This window comes from Botryobacter ruber (assembly GCF_003347595.2).
GTDB lineage: Bacteria > Bacteroidota > Bacteroidia > Cytophagales > Hymenobacteraceae > Pontibacter > Pontibacter ruber_A.
In genome coordinates, this window is sequence record NZ_QCZK02000015.1 from 170869 (window position 1) to 188683 (window position 17815).

The 17815-nt window shown below is 49.6% G+C and carries 19 protein-coding genes; 8 read left to right on the forward strand and 11 right to left on the reverse strand.

What is annotated here, in order from left to right:
- Window positions 1-17 precede the first annotated feature (17 nt).
- From DCW36_RS03235 to DCW36_RS03250, 4 genes are all read left to right on the forward strand, one after another.
- Window positions 18-470 (forward strand): hypothetical protein, encoded by a 453-nt coding sequence (locus DCW36_RS03235; protein WP_114779487.1) that lies wholly within the window; start codon window positions 18-20, stop codon window positions 468-470.
- A 5-nt stretch (window positions 471-475) separates the two neighbouring features.
- Window positions 476-892 (forward strand): OB-fold protein, encoded by a 417-nt coding sequence (locus DCW36_RS03240; RefSeq protein WP_114779489.1) that lies wholly within the window; start codon window positions 476-478, stop codon window positions 890-892.
- Between the two features lie 31 nt (window positions 893-923).
- On the forward strand, window positions 924-1478 hold the full coding sequence (locus tag DCW36_RS03245; protein WP_114779491.1) for a YceI family protein: 555 nt from the start codon (window positions 924-926) through the stop codon (window positions 1476-1478).
- A 389-nt stretch (window positions 1479-1867) separates the two neighbouring features.
- Window positions 1868-2779, forward strand: coding sequence for a DUF5777 family beta-barrel protein (locus DCW36_RS03250; RefSeq protein ID WP_240676034.1), 912 nt, complete (start codon window positions 1868-1870; stop codon window positions 2777-2779).
- A gap of 220 nt (window positions 2780-2999) precedes the next feature.
- On the opposite strand, the gene sucC is transcribed toward DCW36_RS03250, so the two are convergent.
- Window positions 3000-4202, reverse strand: a complete 1203-nt coding sequence (gene sucC, locus DCW36_RS03255) for an ADP-forming succinate--CoA ligase subunit beta (RefSeq protein WP_114779493.1) — start codon at window positions 4200-4202, stop codon at window positions 3000-3002.
- A gap of 205 nt (window positions 4203-4407) precedes the next feature.
- On the opposite strand from sucC, the gene DCW36_RS03260 reads away from it, so the two are divergent.
- Together DCW36_RS03260 and DCW36_RS03265 are read left to right on the forward strand one after the other, a co-directional pair.
- On the forward strand, window positions 4408-5508 hold the full coding sequence (locus DCW36_RS03260) for an AI-2E family transporter (RefSeq protein WP_114779495.1): 1101 nt from the start codon (window positions 4408-4410) through the stop codon (window positions 5506-5508).
- Between the two features lie 102 nt (window positions 5509-5610).
- Window positions 5611-6276: an ABC transporter ATP-binding protein gene (locus DCW36_RS03265; protein ID WP_114779497.1), complete on the forward strand. Its 666-nt coding sequence runs from the start codon at window positions 5611-5613 to the stop codon at window positions 6274-6276.
- A 114-nt stretch (window positions 6277-6390) separates the two neighbouring features.
- On the opposite strand, the gene DCW36_RS03270 is transcribed toward DCW36_RS03265, so the two are convergent.
- The 3 genes from DCW36_RS03270 to DCW36_RS03280 all read right to left on the reverse strand — a co-directional run bounded on the left by DCW36_RS03270 (window position 6391) and on the right by DCW36_RS03280 (window position 7687).
- Window positions 6391-7050 (reverse strand): hypothetical protein, encoded by a 660-nt coding sequence (locus DCW36_RS03270; protein ID WP_114779499.1) that lies wholly within the window; start codon window positions 7048-7050, stop codon window positions 6391-6393.
- A gap of 85 nt (window positions 7051-7135) precedes the next feature.
- Complete coding sequence (locus DCW36_RS03275; protein ID WP_114779501.1) at window positions 7136-7384, reverse strand: DUF2442 domain-containing protein; 249 nt, start codon at window positions 7382-7384, stop codon at window positions 7136-7138.
- 9 nt (window positions 7385-7393) lie between these two features.
- Window positions 7394-7687: a DUF4160 domain-containing protein gene (locus DCW36_RS03280; RefSeq protein ID WP_240676035.1), complete on the reverse strand. Its 294-nt coding sequence runs from the start codon at window positions 7685-7687 to the stop codon at window positions 7394-7396.
- 298 nt (window positions 7688-7985) lie between these two features.
- Here DCW36_RS03280 and DCW36_RS03285 point away from each other — a divergent pair, with 298 nt between their 5' ends.
- Both DCW36_RS03285 and DCW36_RS03290 read left to right on the forward strand, forming a co-directional pair.
- Entirely contained in the window at window positions 7986-8774 is a 789-nt protein-coding gene (locus DCW36_RS03285) for a hypothetical protein (protein WP_114779643.1), read from the forward strand.
- A gap of 700 nt (window positions 8775-9474) precedes the next feature.
- Window positions 9475-11394, forward strand: coding sequence for a RecQ family ATP-dependent DNA helicase (locus DCW36_RS03290; RefSeq protein ID WP_114779503.1), 1920 nt, complete (start codon window positions 9475-9477; stop codon window positions 11392-11394).
- Window positions 11395-11719: 325 nt separating this feature from the next.
- On the opposite strand, the gene DCW36_RS03295 is transcribed toward DCW36_RS03290, so the two are convergent.
- The 7 genes from DCW36_RS03295 to DCW36_RS03325 all read right to left on the reverse strand — a co-directional run bounded on the left by DCW36_RS03295 (window position 11720) and on the right by DCW36_RS03325 (window position 17638).
- The gene (locus DCW36_RS03295) at window positions 11720-12625 is read right to left on the reverse strand and encodes a DUF2167 domain-containing protein (protein WP_114779505.1); all 906 of its coding nucleotides are present in this window, start codon (window positions 12623-12625) and stop codon (window positions 11720-11722) included.
- A 251-nt stretch (window positions 12626-12876) separates the two neighbouring features.
- Complete coding sequence (locus DCW36_RS03300) at window positions 12877-13989, reverse strand: hypothetical protein (protein WP_128396938.1); 1113 nt, start codon at window positions 13987-13989, stop codon at window positions 12877-12879.
- A 271-nt stretch (window positions 13990-14260) separates the two neighbouring features.
- Entirely contained in the window at window positions 14261-15211 is a 951-nt protein-coding gene (locus DCW36_RS03305) for a carboxypeptidase-like regulatory domain-containing protein (RefSeq protein WP_114779509.1), read from the reverse strand.
- Between the two features lie 54 nt (window positions 15212-15265).
- A complete protein-coding gene (locus DCW36_RS03310) occupies window positions 15266-16183 on the reverse strand; it encodes an alpha/beta hydrolase (protein WP_114779511.1) in 918 nt (305 codons plus the stop codon).
- Window positions 16183-16842 carry a hypothetical protein gene (locus tag DCW36_RS03315; protein ID WP_125185192.1) on the reverse strand — a complete coding sequence of 220 codons (660 nt, stop codon included), beginning with the start codon at window positions 16840-16842 and terminating at the stop codon, window positions 16183-16185. Before DCW36_RS03315 ends, DCW36_RS03310 begins: the two co-directional genes overlap by 1 nt.
- 170 nt (window positions 16843-17012) lie before the next feature.
- Entirely contained in the window at window positions 17013-17396 is a 384-nt protein-coding gene (locus DCW36_RS03320; protein WP_114779515.1) for an SRPBCC domain-containing protein, read from the reverse strand.
- Between the two features lie 23 nt (window positions 17397-17419).
- Window positions 17420-17638, reverse strand: coding sequence for a VF530 family protein (locus tag DCW36_RS03325; protein WP_114779517.1), 219 nt, complete (start codon window positions 17636-17638; stop codon window positions 17420-17422).
- Window positions 17639-17815: the final 177 nt, after the last annotated feature.

Here is a 17815-nt window from a genome sequence, read left to right on the forward strand (position 1 = left end):
TCTTAAAAACCAGGATCATGAAAAAAGCAGACACCACCGTAAGCAGCAAAAAAATATTCCGGAAACAAAAACCGCAAGCCAGGTTACAACCAGAAATCTTCGGTAAAAGCACGCTGATACCAGTGGCGCTCTCCTGCCTGGTGCTCTTCCTGCAGGGCTGCTACTATAATGTAGAAGAAGAACTGTACCCCAGCAACGCCTGCACCACAGCTGCCGTTACGTTTTCGTCCACCATCCGGCCCATCCTGGCACGAAACTGCACCAGCTGCCACAGCGGCCCCTCCCCTGAAGCCGGTCTTGACCTGTCTGCCTACGCAGGTGCTGCTGCTGTAGCCAACAACGGAAAACTGCTCGGGGTAATTACGCACGCGTCCGGTTTCCCGCCCATGCCACAAGATGCCTCCAAACTGCCCGAATGTCAGATCAGCCAGATAAGAGCCTGGGTAGAAGCAGGAGCGCCCAATAATTAAATCTCATGAAGAAAATACTACTCACTATCGCGCTCATAGGTATCCTGGTGGCAGGTGTTGTCGGTTACCTGCTTTATAACAAGCCGCACCGCGACATCGGGAAGGCCTCTTCTGACTTTGTGGTGGATGCCTCCACACTTTTCCGTGAGTTTGAAGAAGATGAAGCAGCAGCCAATACCAAATACCTCGACAAAGTAATTAAAGTGCGGGGCAATGTAAAATCTGCCCACACCGATGCAGAAGGCAATATGATGCTGACCCTTGAAGCCGGAGATGAAATGTTTGGCGTAACCTGCACCATACCCGAAAAAAATTTAGCCAATGCAGCAACCATCAGGGAAGGACAACACCTAACGGTGAAGGGGGTGTGCACCGGTAAGCTGATGGATGTCGTGCTCATCCGGTGTGTGCCGGAAGACTAAACAAGATGTACATCATTCTAATTCAGAAACAATGAAAAAGATAATTATAAGCGTGTTACTGCTGCTGGTAGTGGTGGTAGCCCATGGGCAGGGAAAGTTCTATACAAAATCAGGTAAAATTTCTTTTTACTCTTCGGCCCCGCTCGAAGATATTGAAGCGCATAATAAAACGGCCACCAGCGTCATCGACACCGAAACCGGCAGGATGGAATTTGCCGTTCTGATGAAAGCCTTCCAGTTCCGGAAAGCCTTAATGGAACAGCATTTCAACGAACGGTTTGTAGAATCGCACAAATACCCCAAAGCCACCTTCACCGGCAACATCACCAACACAAGTGATGTCGATTTTACAAAAGACGGCACCTACCAGGTGAATGTGAAAGGCAACCTGACCATACACGGGGTAACGAAGGCCATCGAGGCGCCCGGCACCATTACGGTTAAAAACGGGGTGATCAGCGGCACCTCCAGCTTTATGGTAGCGCCCGAAGATTACGACATTGTCATTCCTGCCGTGGTGCGGAACAACATTGCAAAACAGGTGAAGGTAACAATTGATATGGTGTATGAGCCGCTGAGAAGCTGAGACCGGCACGATAGTTTAGCAGGCAGAGAAGCTACCACGAAAAGTATTCTATCATTGATGTTACGCATAAAATACCATTGCAGAAAAAGTCCCCCTTGAAGCTAATTTTGTAGGGAAAAATCCTGCTTCAAGTTTCTAACTTGGAGCTTTTTATCATGAAAGCTTTCAGCTTTCGTGGCTGAACCTACCTGATTTCATGCCCTCGCAGGTTGAAAACTTGCTGGAATGATAGCTCCAAGTTGGAAACCTGAAGCAGTTTTTTCTCTTTTTTAGGAGCAAAGGCAATGGTCGCAGCTGCAGACAATTTTTCCTACAAGATTAGCTTTGAAGCCGCAGGTCCCGGACTTGTTCGGGAGTGGACAAAACACCACGCTTTCATTATTCCTATCATGAAAATTCAAGCAAACATGAAAAACATCAGGCTGCACCTACTCCTCTTCTGCCTGCTTTGCTCCGCCCCCACCTGCTTTGCGCAGGATGAAGAGAGCCTGCTCTCGCTGGTGGAAGAGAAACCAGTTACCGACTATGCCAGCGGCAGCTTTTACACCACCCGTGTCATAAACGGGCACTCACTGGAAAATACGCCGGGCGGTGTACTCGACGTTAAAATTTCGCACCGGTTTGGTATGCTGAACAGCGGCGCCTACAACTTTTTCGGGTTGGACCAGGCCAGTGTGCGTATCGGGCTCGATTATGGCTTAACGGACCGGATCATGGTAGGTGTCGGGCGAAGCTCCCACAACAAAGTGTACGACACGTTTGTAAAGGTGAAGCTGCTGCGCCAAAGTACAGGTGTGCGGGAAATGCCGGTGTCGGTTGCGTTTTTGTCTGGAGTTTACCTGAAAACGATCAACTGGCAGCAACCTGAACGCGACAACCTTTTCAGTTCGAGGCTGGCGTACGTGCACCAGCTGCTCGTTGGCCGGAAGTTCAGCGAAAAAACAACCTTACAGCTCATGCCGACCCTGGTGCACCGCAACCTGATCCTGCTGAAAGAGGAAAACAACGATGTTTTTCTGCTGGGGGTGGCTGCACGCCAGAAACTCACCAGCATGATCTCGCTCAATGCTGAATATTACCACGCCTTCCCGGGCCAGCTGCGCGACGAGTTTTACAATTCCCTCGCCCTGGGCTTCGACATTCAAACCGGCGGACACGTTTTTCAGCTGCACTTCACCAACTCCACATCAATGAACGAACCCGGCTTTTTAACCGAAACCGTAGGCAGTTGGGGACGTGGCGACATCCACTTCGGCTTCAACATCTCGCGTGTCTTCACCCTCCGGGCGCCGAAGGAATAGCAAAGATTGCTTGCTCCCACGTTCGGAAAAAGCAGAGCAGCAGAGGCTGTGGTGGCAGGTGCAGCAGACTTTTCTCGTGTCAGAAATCACTTTTTAGCAGTAAATGTTCTGCTGCTCCCGCCACCATAGCCTCTGCTCTACGTGCGGTTAACAATATGCTCTATAAAAAAAGAGGCTGCCAAAACTGACAGCCTCTTCTATTCTTATGGTTTAAAGTCGGTTACGCGCCAACTTCAGCTAATACTAGCTTTACTTTCTCGGCAGCTTCTTTCAAAGCAACGGCAGAGTAAACTTTCAGGCCGGACTCATCAATAATGCGGGCACCTTCTTCTGCGTTAGTACCTTGCAGACGAACGATGATCGGCACACGGATGTCGCCGATGTTTTTATAAGCTTCTACTACCCCGTTGGCAACACGGTCGCAACGAACGATACCACCGAAGATGTTGATCAGGATCGCTTTTACGTTCGGGTCTTTCAGGATAATACGGAAACCGGCTTCTACTGTCTGTGCATTGGCGCCACCACCTACGTCGAGGAAGTTGGCAGGCTCACCGCCGGAAAGCTTTATGATGTCCATGGTAGCCATGGCCAGACCGGCACCGTTTACCATACAACCTACGTTGCCATCCAGCTTCACGTAGTTCAGGTTGTGCTCACCGGCTTCTACTTCCAACGGATCTTCTTCCGAAATATCGCGCAGGGCAGCCAGGTTTTTATGACGGTACAGCGCGTTGTCGTCCAGGTTTACTTTCGCGTCAACGGCCAGGATCTTGTTGTCGGAAGTTTTAAGAACCGGGTTGATTTCGAACATGGAAGAGTCGGTATCCAGGTAGGCTTTGTACAGGTTGGTTACGAATTTCACCATCTCCTTGAAAGCCTCGCCCTGCAAACCAAATGCAAACGCGATTTTACGCGCCTGGAATCCTTGCAGACCAACAGCAGGGTCAATCCACTCTTTAATGATTTTTTCCGGCGACTTTTCTGCAACTTCCTCTATATCCATACCACCCTCGGTAGAGGCCATGATCACGTTCTGGCCTTTGGCACGGTCCAGCAGTATACTCAGGTAATACTCTTTTGTTTCGGATTCGCCGGGATAGTACACATCCTGCGCTACCAGCACTTTCTGTACCAGCTTGCCTTCAGGACCGGTCTGGTGCGTTACCAGTGTCATGCCCAGGATCTGGTCAGCCAGCTCTTTTACCTGCTCCAGGTTTTTGGCCAGTTTCACACCGCCGCCTTTACCGCGACCGCCCGCATGTATCTGTGCTTTGATTACGTGCCAGCCGGTGCCGGTTTCTTCGGTCAGTCTTTTGGCAGCTGCAACCGCTTCTTCTGGTGTTTCCGCCACGATGCCTTCCTGTATGCGAACGCCGTAGCTCTTTAAAATGTCTTTAGCCTGATATTCGTGTATGTTCATGCTTGCAGTTTTTATGGATGCACGAAAGTAAGTTATAATCCCCTTAATTTCAAACAATCAGTTTTTAATAATTACCTGAATCTGCCGGTTACCCCCCAAAAAATCAGAGCCAACCACAGCAGAACGTAACGGGAAGCCCGCATTTTGAGTACTTAGAAAAAAATCAAAAGTAGCATTACGTATAAACCGGTACTGCTCCGCAACCATGACAGACAACTACGCCTTTGCCAAACGCACCGCTCTTGCAGCTCTCGTTTTACTTCTTGTTGGAACTGCCTTTTACCTGGTCGGAAAACACCTTTATTTTTTTCTGCTGGTATTTGCCGGTATTTTGCTCGCCGTGCTCTTCTGCGGCATGACGGACCTGCTCACAGGGAAACTTCACATGAAACGGTGGCTTGCCCTGACGCTCTCCATTTTATTTTTCTTCGGGGTCTTAATCGGGTCGGTTTGGCTGGTGGCGCCAACCGTGGCAGACCAGGCTGACCAGATGAAAGAAGCCTTACCCCGGTCCTTAACCAAAGTGCAGGACTGGCTGGCGCAGCAGAGCTGGGGGAAAAGACTGGCAGAGAAGCTCCCCCAGAATTTCAGCAGCTCTTTTTCCAAACGCGACGACATTGTTTCGCGCCTTACAGGCGCTTTTTCCACCACGCTCAGCTTTATAGCCGATTTGTTTGTGGTTATTATTACCGCCATCTTTTTTTCATCAAATCCCAAGCTCTACACGCATGGCTTTGTGAAACTCTTTGGCGTACAACACCGGACGCGTATCCTGGAAGTGCTGCAAAAGTGCTACGAAACATTGCGGATGTGGCTGGTGGGTATGCTGGCTTCCATGGCCATTATTGGCGTAAGCACAGCCATTGCCTATAACCTGATTGGTTTGCCTATGGCATTTGCACTTGCCCTCATTGCGTTCCTGTTTTCCTTTATCCCGAACATAGGGCCTTATATTGCGGCGGTGCCTGCCGTGCTGGTGGGGTTGCTGGAGGGGCCGCAGATGGCCCTTACGGTCATACTGGTGTATGGCGGTATTCAGATGGTGGAAAGTTGGGTTATCACGCCTATCATTTTCCAGAAAACCGTTGACCTGCCCCCTGCCCTGCTTTTGTTCTTCCAGGTGCTCTTAGGTATTTTGCAGGGCGCCCTGGGTTTGCTGCTGGCGGCCCCCATCCTGGCAGTGCTGATGGTGGTGATAAACGAGCTTTATGTAAAAGACACACTGGAAAAGAGAGGCCAAAACCCTACTGCACCTGCCACCACAGCCACTGCACCTGATCCGGATACCTCTGCGCCCAAGGCTTAAGGCGCTGAAAATTGTCAGCCCTTTACGAATATCTGCCGTATGTTTTGTAGCTTTGGCAACGTTATATTTTTTGAATTTAAACTGTAAAACCACTGTCAGATTGTGCTGCAGGTAACTAACATCTATAAAAAATACGGCGCGCTGGAAGTGCTGAAGGGAATCGACCTGACCATTGGTACAGGCGAGGTGGTGTCTATTGTGGGGGCATCCGGAGCCGGGAAAAGCACGCTCCTGCACATTCTGGGTACGTTGGATACAGCAGACTCCGGGCAGGTGCTATTTGACGATAAAAATATAGCGAAGATGAATGCCACCGACCTGGCCCGCTTCCGGAACAGGCACATCGGTTTTATCTTCCAGTTCCACAACCTGCTACCGGAATTTTCTGCCCTGGAGAACGCCTGTCTGCCGGGCTTCCTGGCTGGTCGTCCGGAGAAAGAGGTTATCAAACGGGCCGAAGAACTGCTGGGAATGCTGAACCTGTCGCACCGCCTGCACCACAAGCCTTCCGAAATGTCGGGTGGCGAACAACAGCGGACTGCGGTGGCACGTGCGCTCATCAATTCGCCCCAGGTTATTTTCGCCGACGAACCAAGCGGCAACCTCGACTCGCAGAACGCACAGGAACTGCACGATATTTTCTTCAAGCTGAGGGCCGAGTTTAACCAAACCTTCGTGATTGTTACCCACAACCAGGACCTGGCCGAAATGGCCGACCGTACGCTTGTGATGAAAGATGGGGTTATTGTGCAGGAGCTGTCGGCTTGAGGAGATAAAACAGGTCTTTACTTCAGGGTAAATGTTTGTTCTGGTTGTTTCTGGCTCTGCCAATCTGATAAACGATGAGCGAAGCCATTGGCTAAAGCAGGCGTATAGATTTTGTTAGTGGTTAGTTATCCTTTCTTTTTCAATACCTTTGAGATGCCCGATAAACTTTTCGATTATAGTAGAGTATTCCTTTCGTCCTGTTCTGATATTTGCTCTTAGTAGACTTAAAAGTTCATTAATTGCCTGTGCTTCTTCACCTTCTCGCTCTATCTGGATTTCTCCCACTATTGATCTGGCCCAGTTTCGCATATCATTGTCAGTCAACGTTGGCCCTATGTTGAAATAATCAGCGAACCTTTCTGTCTTCTGTAATACAAATTCCGTTGCTTTTTCACCTGCCGCCTCAGAGTAATATCCGTCAGCACCGTCCATTGATTTCGAGAATACAACGAAGTAGAAAAAATCTTTGTTTTGGTCTTTAGAAAACAAGCTATCCGTGATAGAAAGCATTTTATTGTCATCAGGGTGTGACACAGCTTTCCCTTTGTTGAATATCTCGATAAAGTATTTATCAGTAGCCGGGTCACTTATAGCTTTTTTCAGTTCCATTCCCAAAGGTGAAAGGCTGTTGAAGTTTAGTGTATCCTTTTCTTGTGTTTTAGTAGCAACTACTTCAGTTGGTACGGGCTCCTCTATCTGATGCGTTTCCTGATTCGTTCGATTTTGACAAGCAATCACGGCAATGGCTGTAACAGTCAGAAATATTCTATTCATTAATTTTTATGTCTAAAATTCTACTGTTATGCTCATACAGTTTAAGCCTTATGTCTAGCAAAAAAATCAAGCTGACTGGATTGGTTTATGCCACGTGCTTCTTCTCTTCCGGCATTTCTCTCAGGAAGTTTGGACATATGTCATACCCATTATACCATCCAAGCCCACCACCTGGTTCAATTATCACTTTGTTAAAATTATTAGCTTCAAGTAATTCTTTGGTAAAGCCTTTACCTATCAATGGCTTAATATTTACTATCTTTTCATATCCATCCTGAAACTTTAACCAGATATGATAATTACTTAGCACTTCAAATTCAATTATTTCATTCATGGTTATTTTCTATCTTAAAGGCTCAATTTTATCTAAACTTGCAGGTACTTGAGTTTTCTCCCAGTTTTTCATTAATTCATCCTTATGTAAAGATGCCCACTCCAGCACCAAAGCATGTGCTCTGTTCGGTAATGTTCCTGCAATTCTATCTAATGTTCTAATGTCATATTCCGCCTTATACTCTTCGTAATCTGCATGAAAGTGAGGCGGATTATGGTCACTAAAATACATCCTGATAATTATCCCGTAAAATCTGCTTATCTCCGGCATTTTCTCTTCGCAAACATATTGTAGTTCTTCCACCCAAGATAAAAAGGAATCTGCAAGCCTCCTAATCAAACAGCCAGCAGCATTTCAACATCCTAAATCTCAAAACTTTACCCGCACCTCTTCGCAGCTTTTTCCCGTATATATAGTCCCCCTTTACACATTCCTGCATGTCCGGCAGCGATAAGTGCGACTGCTGAAAAAATAATTTAAAATTATCTTATAACTCATTGATATTCAGTTAGATTAATTTATATATTTTTTCAGTTTTTTGCACTATTTAGCGGCTGGTGATGTTTGATATATGTACGAAAACAAGAAAAATAAAGAAGAGATGAGTCAATCAACGAAAGAGACAAATGTGCAGAAAAAAGCAAAGATCGAGAGCTATGATATAGCCAAATCTGATGAAACGCTGCACCTGGCTGTTGACCTGGCAAAGTTTATCAAAGAGAACAGGTTATTCCAGAATATACAAGGCAAAGAGTACGTGAATGTGGAAGGGTGGCAATATGCCGGCTCCCGGTTAGGTATTCTGCCGGTTGTAGAACATGTGGTAAATATTAGTACCGACGATGAAATAAAATACCAGGCCAAGGTAAACCTGCTCGACCTCCGCAGTCAGCAGGTGGTGGGGGCGGGTTTTGCGATCTGCTCTAACCGCGAACAAGGTAAAAAGTATTACCAGGAATTTGCGATAGCCTCCATGGCACAGACGCGCGCCATTGGTAAGGCCTACCGGAACATCCTGGCCTGGATTATCCGGGCAGCTGGTTATGAGCCGACTCCTGCAGAGGAAATGGATTATTCTGGCAACGACACCGCCAAGGCCGACAAGCAGCCTGCTGTGCCTACCGAGAAGAAAGCAACCATGAAGGCCGCCCCTGCAACAACAGCGGCGCCTGCAGCGGAAACAGAACCTGCTCCCGGCATTCGCTATGCATCAGCCAAGCAGAAAGAAGAAATTATCCGCCTGCTGAACAACCCGGTGATTACCCGCCAGGAAAAGACCAAGATGTTGCTGAACATCAACCGCCTGGATGAAGAGCGTGCTGCCCAGGCCATCGAAAAGCTGAAAAAGGTGATCGAAGACCGTGAAGATGGTCAGTCTGCAGCGGCTTAATTTGATATAATTTTACTTTTAACGAAAGGGCTGTCCGGAAAGGGCAGCCTTTTTTTGTGGCGTTAGCTGCTGGTGGCAAAATTGCCATTTTGTTTGAGCCATAATCTATACCTTTGTAAGGTAGCAGCAGCAACTCCATTATGCAAAACAGGAGCAAGTTTTCTGGCCTCCTTTGAAGGTAATTTACAGGTAAAAAACTTTCTGCAGCTACTACCATTGCCTTTGCACCTAAAAAGAGAAATAAACTGCTTCAAGTTTTTAACTTGGAGCTTTTTATGGGGCAAGTTTCCAACTTGCGTGGATAGGCAGAACAAATATACCAAGTTTGTAAGTTGAAAACTTACCCTATATCAACCACAAGATGAAATCTTGCGGTAGTTTGTTTTTTCTGTTGCTGATTCGGATTTGTAATCCGACTAAAACAAAACATTATATGGATTTAACAACCAAAGGCCACGAGGATTACAAGTCCCCTCCGAAGGATTTGGATTGCAAATCCGAATCAGCTGTAAGTAACTGAAGTTAAGCAGGTAATTTTTTGTCCCCCTTTGAAGGGGGTAGGGGGATGATTTACACCTGCGAACAAAACAGGGCTGTACTTGCATTCATTCACAGCCCGTGCATCATCCCCCTTACCCCCTTCAAAGGGGGACTTTTCCTACGAAAGTAAATGTATGCGTAATATCTGTTTTTAAAACCAGTGCAGGACATCCACCACATACTCAAAACCTATTGGGGCTACGAGCAGTTCAGGCCGCTGCAGGAGGATATTATACGTTCGGTATTGGCGGGTAACGATACGCTGGCGCTATTGCCAACCGGTGGCGGCAAATCGATCTGTTTCCAGGTGCCTGCCCTTGCTATGGAAGGGCTTTGCCTAGTGATCACGCCGCTTATTGCCTTGATGAAAGACCAGGTGGAGCAGCTGAACAAACGGGGGGTGCCTGCCGTGGCGGTGTATTCGGGCATGAGCCGCCGCGAAATTGACATTGCCCTCGACAACTGCGTATTCGGCAACACCAAATTTTTATACCTGTCGCCGGAGCGCCTGCTCACCGACCTGTTCCAGGAGCGGATAAAGCGCATGAAGGTGAGCCTGCTGACCGTAGACGAGGCGCATTGTATTTCGCAATGGGGCTACGATTTCCGTCCGCCTTACCTGCAGCTGGCTGCGCTGCGCCCCCTCCTGCCCGGTGTGCCCGTTATCGCCCTCACCGCCACCGCCACCGAACAGGTGAAGCAGGACATACAGGAAAAACTGCAGTTCAAAGAGAAAAATGTTTTCCAGAAAAGCTTCGCCCGCTTCAACCTCTCCTACTCCTGCGTTGCCACTGAAGATAAAGTAAAGCGCCTGCTCGAAATTCTGCAGCGTGTGCCGGGACAGGCCATCGTGTATGTGCGCAGTCGCAGGCAAACCGTGGAGATGGCAAAGTTCCTGGCAAGCAAGCGCATTGCCGCAGCGGCCTACCATGCCGGCCTCAAATTTGAAGAGCGCAGCGCCGTGCAGAGCAGCTGGATTCAGGACAAGGTGCGGGTAATGGTGGCAACCAATGCTTTCGGGATGGGCATCGATAAACCGGATGTGCGGCTGGTCGTGCACCTGGACCTGCCCGAGAGCCTGGAAGCCTATTACCAGGAAGCAGGCCGCGCCGGCCGCGACGAAAAGTATGCCTACGCTGTTATCCTTCACGGACCGAACGATGTGGCAGAGCTGCAGCGGAAGGTAGAAGAAGCGCATCCACCACTGGAGCTGATACGGCGGGTGTACCAGTCGCTGGCTAATTACTACCAGATGGCAGTAGGCAGCGGCCAGCTGAGCAGTTTCGATTTCGACCTGGAAGATTTCTCCAAAACTTATAAGCTGCGGCCACTGGAGGTGCACCATGTAATCAAACGCCTGGAGGGCGAGGGCTATATTCAGCTGAACGAGGTGTACTACATGCCTTCGCGGCTCATGTTTGTGCTGGAGAATACGGCGCTCTACGAGTTCCAGGTAATCCACCCGGAGTACGAAGGGCTGGTGCGGCTAATCCTGCGGTTGTATGGTGGCGAGGCGTTTGTAAATTTTGTAAAGGTGTCGGAGCGAAAAATGGCGGAGTTGCTGAAGCTGCCCGAGCAGGAAGTGCGGCGCAGGCTGGAGTACCTGCACAAACTGGAGGTGCTGGTGTACGAGCCCAAGCACGATGCACCCCAACTCGTTTTTACCGCGCCGCGCCAGGATGCCATCAACCTGCCCCTCGACCATAAAAAGCTGGCGCAGCTCCGCGAAAGGGCCTTGCAACAAGCCAAAGAAATGGGCCGCTACGTGGAAACCACTGATCGTTGCCGCACCCAACTGCTGCTGGAATACTTCGGAGAAATCAGCGACAAGCGCTGCCGCATCTGCGATTACTGCCTGGCCGAGCGAAAGAAAGAACGGGCAGAACAGGAAGCAGCCGCACTCCGGCAGAAACTACTGGAGCTGCTGCACCACCAACCCTGGCTCCCGAAAGAGCTGGTAGCACAGTTTGAGCCAAAGCACCACGAGCAGACAACCCGACTGCTGCGGGAGCTTCTGGATTTGGGGCAGGTGATGCGCCACGAAAACGGGAAGCTGGCGGTAACAGAAAAGGAGGCTTAGCAGCTACTGCTCAATTAGCAGGGCCGCTCCCAGAGGAGCAGCGGCTGTGGTGGCTGGTGCAGCAGACTGTAAAAAAGAAAAAGCTATCCTCCTTTCCGGAAGATAGCTTTTCTGAAAAAGACAAAAATATGAAGTCTAGCGCTCGACCAATTTGATTCTTAGAAAAAGATTCTGACTGCGGAACTGTCCCCTTGAGGGGACCATAGGGGTGTTAAAGGCTTGAGAATTGGCAGAAGCATATCAACAAAGGAATCCTTCTGATGTATACACCCCTCTTGCTCCCCTCAAGGGGAGAATTTCCTCTAAAGATTTAACTGGAGAAACACTAGCTTACTTGCTGATGCTCCGGTTGTTCCACCTCCACATCGTTTTCTTTCCGGCGTTTGAACAATTTAACGACAGCAGAACCGCCAGCTGCCAAGGCAATAGCAATCACTTTCCAGAATTTCAGCAACAGGGCAAAGAAACCGGCTTTTGCTAGTAATTTACCGGCCACTAAACTACCGATGGTCCAGGCTGCCACATCGTCTACATCAGGGTCGAAGTCGAAATACGTCTGGCCTTGTTCAAATGTAACGCTGCCGGTTATAGTGGCAATGTTTTTCTTTACTTCCGGCAGATTGTTCATTCCTGCAATTGCATTCAGTACCAGTACACCTTTACGGCCCAGCACCCGCACATTGTAGTTTAGGGTATTTTCTTCCGAATCGCCGAATTTAACTTCTTTGGCCCAGTGCAGAATTTTGCTTTCCTGGTCGTAGTAAGGCGCCGATGCCCAGCCTACGAGCGTAATCGGCTCATAACCAGCTTCGGTACGTTCCTTGTTACCTTCCAGCGTCTCCTCCTGCATGGTTCCAAGCAGCTCCGTATAATCAATGTCGTTTGCATCGTCGTCTTTCACATAGCCGATTTCATCAAACTCAATGTCAAACACCCACGCGTTCTGGTCCAGCACCCCATACTGCTCCGGTATCAGCATACCCAGCGTGGTTCCGCTTTTGGGGTTTCCCCACAGCTCCGTCAGTACATACTCAGCCTGCTCGGCATCCAGGTACTTAAAGCCTTTTGGTACGTTAATTTTTGCCAGGCCATCTTTCAGGCTGATCTCTCCATATTGATATTTCATGGAGCTTTCGATCTGCTGTATCTGTTGTTGCAGCGAATCAACTTCCTGGGCAAAGGTTGGCACACTTGCCCATAGAAGGAAAAGAAGGGTGTACAGGTGTTTCATGAAAACGTGGAAATTGAATTTGTTTGATAGAAAGAATTAATAATGCTGTAAATATCTAAAGAAAAATCCAAAATCAAAGCTTCCACAAAATAAAATAATGCAATATTTTTAGTACAGGCACAAAAGCAAGCAGGAAACCAGGTATATACTTTTTCTAATACAAAAAAGAAACTACACAACACCCCTGCCTGCTATTCCTTTGCAGGGCATTAAAACTACAGAAAAACCTGCATCTCCTGTTAATACAAGTTTCAGCGATTCGCTAACGGCACCCCGACACTAAACCCGACCTGCACATCAGGCCCGTTATTTACAAGCAGGTCTTCCTGAATGTAAAAGGTGAAGGCGCACTTCCGGGAGTACTGGTATGCCAGTGTCCAGGCCTGGAGGTTCCGGAAAAGATGATGAAAGGTAACCGCCCAATGCGAGGTGTAGCGCTCGCCTGCCAGTGCCCAGTAGCCATAGCTTTTATCGCCGGTGTAATAAGCGCTCTGGTTGTGCATGCCCAGGCTAAGGGTGCTCCTGCTGTTATTGCGGCTTAACCAGCTGTACCGGAAAACGCTCTGTAAGGTAATACCGGTTTTTGCTTCTATAAAATCTACGTTAGCTGCTGCTGCAACGAGCCTTCTCCTCACAACACCTGACGAGCACCCGATCTGGAAGCTTCGGTAACCGGTAAACGAAAAGTTTTTTATGGCCGTAAGCGCCAGTCCGCCGTCGAGGGAGGTATTGTACGTGTGGTGTATAAACGCGACATGCGAGGTAGCTTTTAAGGCGAAGTTGCGGGAGTTGAGCCAGCCCGGATAGTAGCTGTATTTCAGCTCTGTTGCCGGTAAAAACACATCTCTTTCCTGGAACGCAAGCACCTTCCCGGCTGCATCCTGAAACCTGATTTGTGCCTGGTTGAAGCCATACACCCGCCGGGCAAAGGGGTCGGGATCTTTGTAGATATCCGAATGAAACCACTCGATAAACTGGTCGCTTGTGAGCAGGGCGGTGGGCGCCTCGCCTGCACTCAGGTAGTAGGCCCGTGAGACGATTCCTATTTCGTGCGCATTTTTAACTTTAAAACCAAGATCAAGCCGCAGTTCGCGCAGCACGCCATCGGCAGCGTACATTAGTTGCTGGTATGCTGCTGCGTCTTCTGTTAAACTTTTTTCCCGTGTGTGCCAGGGCAGCGAACGCATCCGTTCTATTTCAGCGCTTTCGGTTGGAATATAGGCCGTTACCGGCGGCGACCAGCAATTTCCGTTCGAAAACGTGAGATTCAGATAAGGTTCTTCCGGGGGCGCCATCCGAAAATCTTCGGCTAACCGCAGTGTAAAGATGCCTAAAGGATGAGTAGGCAAAAAGGGAGGTGTCATGACCTGGTGACCAGCCAGTTTTAAAGAATCTTTCTGTGCGAAAGCGGTCAAGGGAGCCCAGAAGAAAAATAATAAAAGTATTCCAAACTTAAAACGCATTTATCTTGATCCGAAAAAATATCCATAACGGTTCGTTTTCAGGATAAAAGCAGGTACTCTCCAATGCAGGGTAAAGCACCTGCTTTACCTCTTATTAGTTGTATACACCTGATTTTAAGTGATGTTTCCTATATATATCAAAAAAACAAACCGAAAAAGGCTGTTGGCTACTCTACTGGCTTAACACGATGCGGTATTGTGGTTCGGAATAGGTGCCGTCGCTGTGGCGGGCATGGCTGCGGGTCCAGACGCCGCCGGTGTAAATCCAGGTGTGGTGGTTGGAGTTAACGAGGCTGGCGGCCAGGGTTGGTTCGTAGCTGAAGGTGGTTTTCTTCGTGCCATCGTTAGTGGTATAGGTTTCAAGTTTCCTGTTTCCGGGAAGCAGCAGCCACTCAAAAGCGACAAAAAAACCCGCCTGCGGCACCCGCACATTGAGCTCGTTCAGGTTAATGGTTACCGCTTTGTTTCCATTCGGAACCGTAACAATCAGGGGCACCTGCAGCAGGTCGGCACCCGGAGCGCCTGCTGCTGTAACCTGTAGCAGCCGCAACCGGATGCGGGCATTCCGGATACCGCTCCTCGTTACAAAAGTCAGTTTTTCGAGGTAAGGTGTTTGGGCATATTCCGGGTGGTAAGGGAAGAAGCGCGCAATTATCCAGGGGCTGGCATTGTTGCTGCCGATGCCAAACCCACTCCTGACAGCTGATTTCCGGAAGGCGCCGATGGTGCGCTTGAGTACCTTGCCTGGCTTCCGGACCGTCACTTCTCCTAAAGTAAGTGCCTGCGGAGCCAGTGCGATGGTCAGCGGGCTTGTTGTTACCCGTACGCTTTTGCGCTCGTAGCCAACTGAGGAAACAACCAGGACCGTTGTTCCGGTAACAGCCTGCTCTAAAAAGAAAGTACCGTCTTCCGCAGCAGTTGTCCCCCCTGTTCCGTTTTCGAGCTGGATGTTGGCGTACGCGACCGGTGCTCCGGTTTTTGCGTCGGTGACACGGCCTTTGATTTGAGCAAAGCTACCTGTACAGGTACAAGTGAACAGCAGCAGCCCCGCCACCAGCAGCACCTGCCTCAGTTGGGCGACGCTGATCTTCAGTTTAGGTAGTGGTAAAACAGGAGCCTGCATCAATCTTCTACTAAAATTACCCAATAGAACAGCGCAGGAACCGGTGCGGCTGTGCTATTTCCTGATAAAGTTGTTGATAGCCGCCAGGTACTCGTTAAAGCCCATTTTAAGCGGAACCTCATCGTGGTCTGCTCCCGGTACGCGGATGGCTGTTTTTTGGGAACCGCCATAATTCTGGTAAACAATTTCGCCGTGGGTGTGGATGCTCAGGAAATCGTCGTCGATGCCGTGTATCCAGAGGAAGGGCTGCTGGACCTTCTTTATTTCTTCGGCATTGTTGATTTTCAGATCAGTGACAAAAGTACCCGGGATAGATAGCCGGGAGGCATCCTGCACCATGACGGCGGCAGAGGCAAACGGTGCTTCCAGTATCAGTTTGGCAGGACGCAGGGCAAAAGAAATAGGAATGGCAGCAACTATGGTGGCAGGGGCAGTACCCATGCTGAAGCCGTACATGATCAGCCGGTCTGAGGTGAGGCCGTTTTGCTTTAGCCAGGTCAGGGCCGTATTCACATCAGCATATAAACCTGACTCCGAAGGCTCTCCTTCCGATAAACCGTAGCCCCTGTAGTCGATCATGAGCACGCCGTAGCGGTTCTTTTGTCCGGTGTTGGCCAGCAGCTTGGCGCGTTGCCAGTAAAAATCCATGTGGTCGCGGTTGCCGTGGCAGTACATGATCACGGTGTCGGTGGCAATGCGGTTGAGGTCGCCCAGGTACACGCCGTGAATGGTATAAGACCCGCTTTCGCCGGGTGTTTGGGAAGTGAAGGTGAGCCGGTTGATTTTGTTCTGCGGAATGGTATAGCTGTTGCCTAACCTGAAGTCGACTTCGCCGGTGTAGTTATCGAACTTGTATTCGGTGATGGTGTTGTCGGGGTTGAACAGGTTATCGTCGAGGCGCAGGCAGCTGCTGCACAAGAAGAGCAGTGTGCAGAGGACAGCCAGGAAAAGTTGTTTAAATGTTTTAATCATCAGAATCTGCGTCTTAGTCCAAAATACACACCGCTAGCCCCTTTGTCGCCGGGACCGTAGTAATCCACCACTATTTTGCTTTCATCCTGGTTAAAGGCCACCTGTTTCAGCTCGACGGTATAGTCCCATTTGCTGCGCACAAAGGTGTAGCCCAGTTGCAGGGAGGGCAGCCAGTGGGCCGGTTGCTCTTCGCCGTGCGCCCGGGTGCTTTTGGTCTCAAACCAGTTGCTCATGCCAAAATAAATAACGTTGCGACGCGCGCCATGCTCCCAGAACGCATTCAGGTCGGCCTGCGGAAAAAGCCGTGTTTGCCAGTCACTCAAGCCGGTCATCAGGTTCAGCGTGCCGGAAGCGCTGAAGCCAGGCACAAAGCCTGCGGGTTGCCGGAAAGCATGCACCGCTCCTGCGTCGAGCTGCAGCAGTTTAAACGCTAGCGCGGTAGTATGCAGTCCGCCGAAAACGGTGGTGTTGCCGGTAAGGCCGTAGCCCACGTTCACATTGGTGAGCGGCAGCGGAATAACAACATCGCTGAAACTGATCAGCGGCCCGCCAAGGTCTGCTCCTACTGCCAGTTCACCTTCTGCAAGGGGCCTGACGTAACGTGTTGGGGCACAGGCCAGCAGGCACAGCAGTGGCATCAAAAGTAAAAGTCTTTTCATAAAGTTGCCCGGGTTAAAGCAAAACAACTGAAAGGTATGGAATTTATGGAATATTCTGTGCAGCCGGAAAAGAATTTCGCTGCTAAACTACAAGCTGCTTAGCCAGTTATGCCGCAGCAGAAGTGGCTGTGGTGGCAGGTGCAGAACGAATAAAGCGCCCCTAAAGCGCTTTATTCTTCCTCGTAAAACTCGATGAGCGCCGCAAAATAGCTTTCGGTCCAGCCGGCGGATATGTCGTCGTAATCCTGGTCGGGGATGTTGGTGTGGCGGAGTTCTACGGAAGTGCCGGCTTTGTGCGGGTGCAGCTTGATGGTAACGATAGAATCTTCGGGCTGCTCCCCGAAGTACCAGTGCTGCACAAGCTTTTTCCCTTCTTCAAATTCGAGGTTACGGCCCACAATGCTCCCATCGAAGAGCGAAAACTCCGAACCGGGCTCTGTGGACATTTCTGCCGGTTCGCCGGTCCAGGCCTGCAGCGTGAGCGGGTTCGTGAGGGCAGCGTACACCAGTTCGGGTTCGGCCGGTACGATGTAGTATTTTTTGAAATCTTTCATGGGTGAGGTCGGATAAAACAGGTTTAGCGGGCAAAGGTTTTAATGTACAGGTCTTCGACTTTTTCACGTGCCCAGGGGGTTTTGCGCAAAAACTTCAGGCTCGATTTGATACTCGGATCGTGGTTGAAACTGTTGATCTTTATCCGGTAGCCCAGTTCTTCCCAGCCGTAGTAATCCACGAGCTGCACCAAGATCATCTCCAGCGTTCTTCCGTGCAACGGGTTGTTCTTTTGTTCCTGCATAGGTTGTTGTCTCTGATCAGGCACTCCGTCCTGTTCTACGTCTGAAAGTTAAGCAGGATTTCCGGCATTGCTCCTTTTCGGCCCCACGAAAATTGAAATAAGCAGCAGCAAAGGCTGTGGTGGCAGGAGCAGTACTACTTCTACAACCTGGACTTTGCCAAAGGCTGTAGAAAGGTT

Bases quoted from the DNA above. Each gene is read 5' to 3' on its own strand.
- DCW36_RS03285 (WP_114779643.1), top strand. From the start codon at position 7,986: ATGAGTCAATCAACGAAAGAGACAAATGTGCAGAAAAAAGCAAAGATC.
- DCW36_RS03260 (WP_114779495.1), top strand. From the start codon at position 4,408: ATGACAGACAACTACGCCTTTGCCAAACGCACCGCTCTTGCAGCTCTC.
- DCW36_RS03270 (WP_114779499.1), bottom strand. From the start codon at position 7,050: ATGAATAGAATATTTCTGACTGTTACAGCCATTGCCGTGATTGCTTGT.
- DCW36_RS03310 (WP_114779511.1), bottom strand. From the start codon at position 16,183: ATGATTAAAACATTTAAACAACTTTTCCTGGCTGTCCTCTGCACACTG.
- DCW36_RS03325 (WP_114779517.1), bottom strand. From the start codon at position 17,638: ATGCAGGAACAAAAGAACAACCCGTTGCACGGAAGAACGCTGGAGATG.
- DCW36_RS03235 (WP_114779487.1), top strand. From the start codon at position 18: ATGAAAAAAGCAGACACCACCGTAAGCAGCAAAAAAATATTCCGGAAA.
- DCW36_RS03250 (WP_240676034.1), top strand. From the start codon at position 1,868: ATGAAAATTCAAGCAAACATGAAAAACATCAGGCTGCACCTACTCCTC.
- sucC (WP_114779493.1), bottom strand. From the start codon at position 4,202: ATGAACATACACGAATATCAGGCTAAAGACATTTTAAAGAGCTACGGC.
- DCW36_RS03295 (WP_114779505.1), bottom strand. From the start codon at position 12,625: ATGAAACACCTGTACACCCTTCTTTTCCTTCTATGGGCAAGTGTGCCA.
- DCW36_RS03315 (WP_125185192.1), bottom strand. From the start codon at position 16,842: ATGAAAAGACTTTTACTTTTGATGCCACTGCTGTGCCTGCTGGCCTGT.
- DCW36_RS03240 (WP_114779489.1), top strand. From the start codon at position 476: ATGAAGAAAATACTACTCACTATCGCGCTCATAGGTATCCTGGTGGCA.
- DCW36_RS03305 (WP_114779509.1), bottom strand. From the start codon at position 15,211: ATGCAGGCTCCTGTTTTACCACTACCTAAACTGAAGATCAGCGTCGCC.
- DCW36_RS03245 (WP_114779491.1), top strand. From the start codon at position 924: ATGAAAAAGATAATTATAAGCGTGTTACTGCTGCTGGTAGTGGTGGTA.
- DCW36_RS03320 (WP_114779515.1), bottom strand. From the start codon at position 17,396: ATGAAAGATTTCAAAAAATACTACATCGTACCGGCCGAACCCGAACTG.
- DCW36_RS03300 (WP_128396938.1), bottom strand. From the start codon at position 13,989: ATGACACCTCCCTTTTTGCCTACTCATCCTTTAGGCATCTTTACACTG.
- DCW36_RS03275 (WP_114779501.1), bottom strand. From the start codon at position 7,384: ATGAATGAAATAATTGAATTTGAAGTGCTAAGTAATTATCATATCTGG.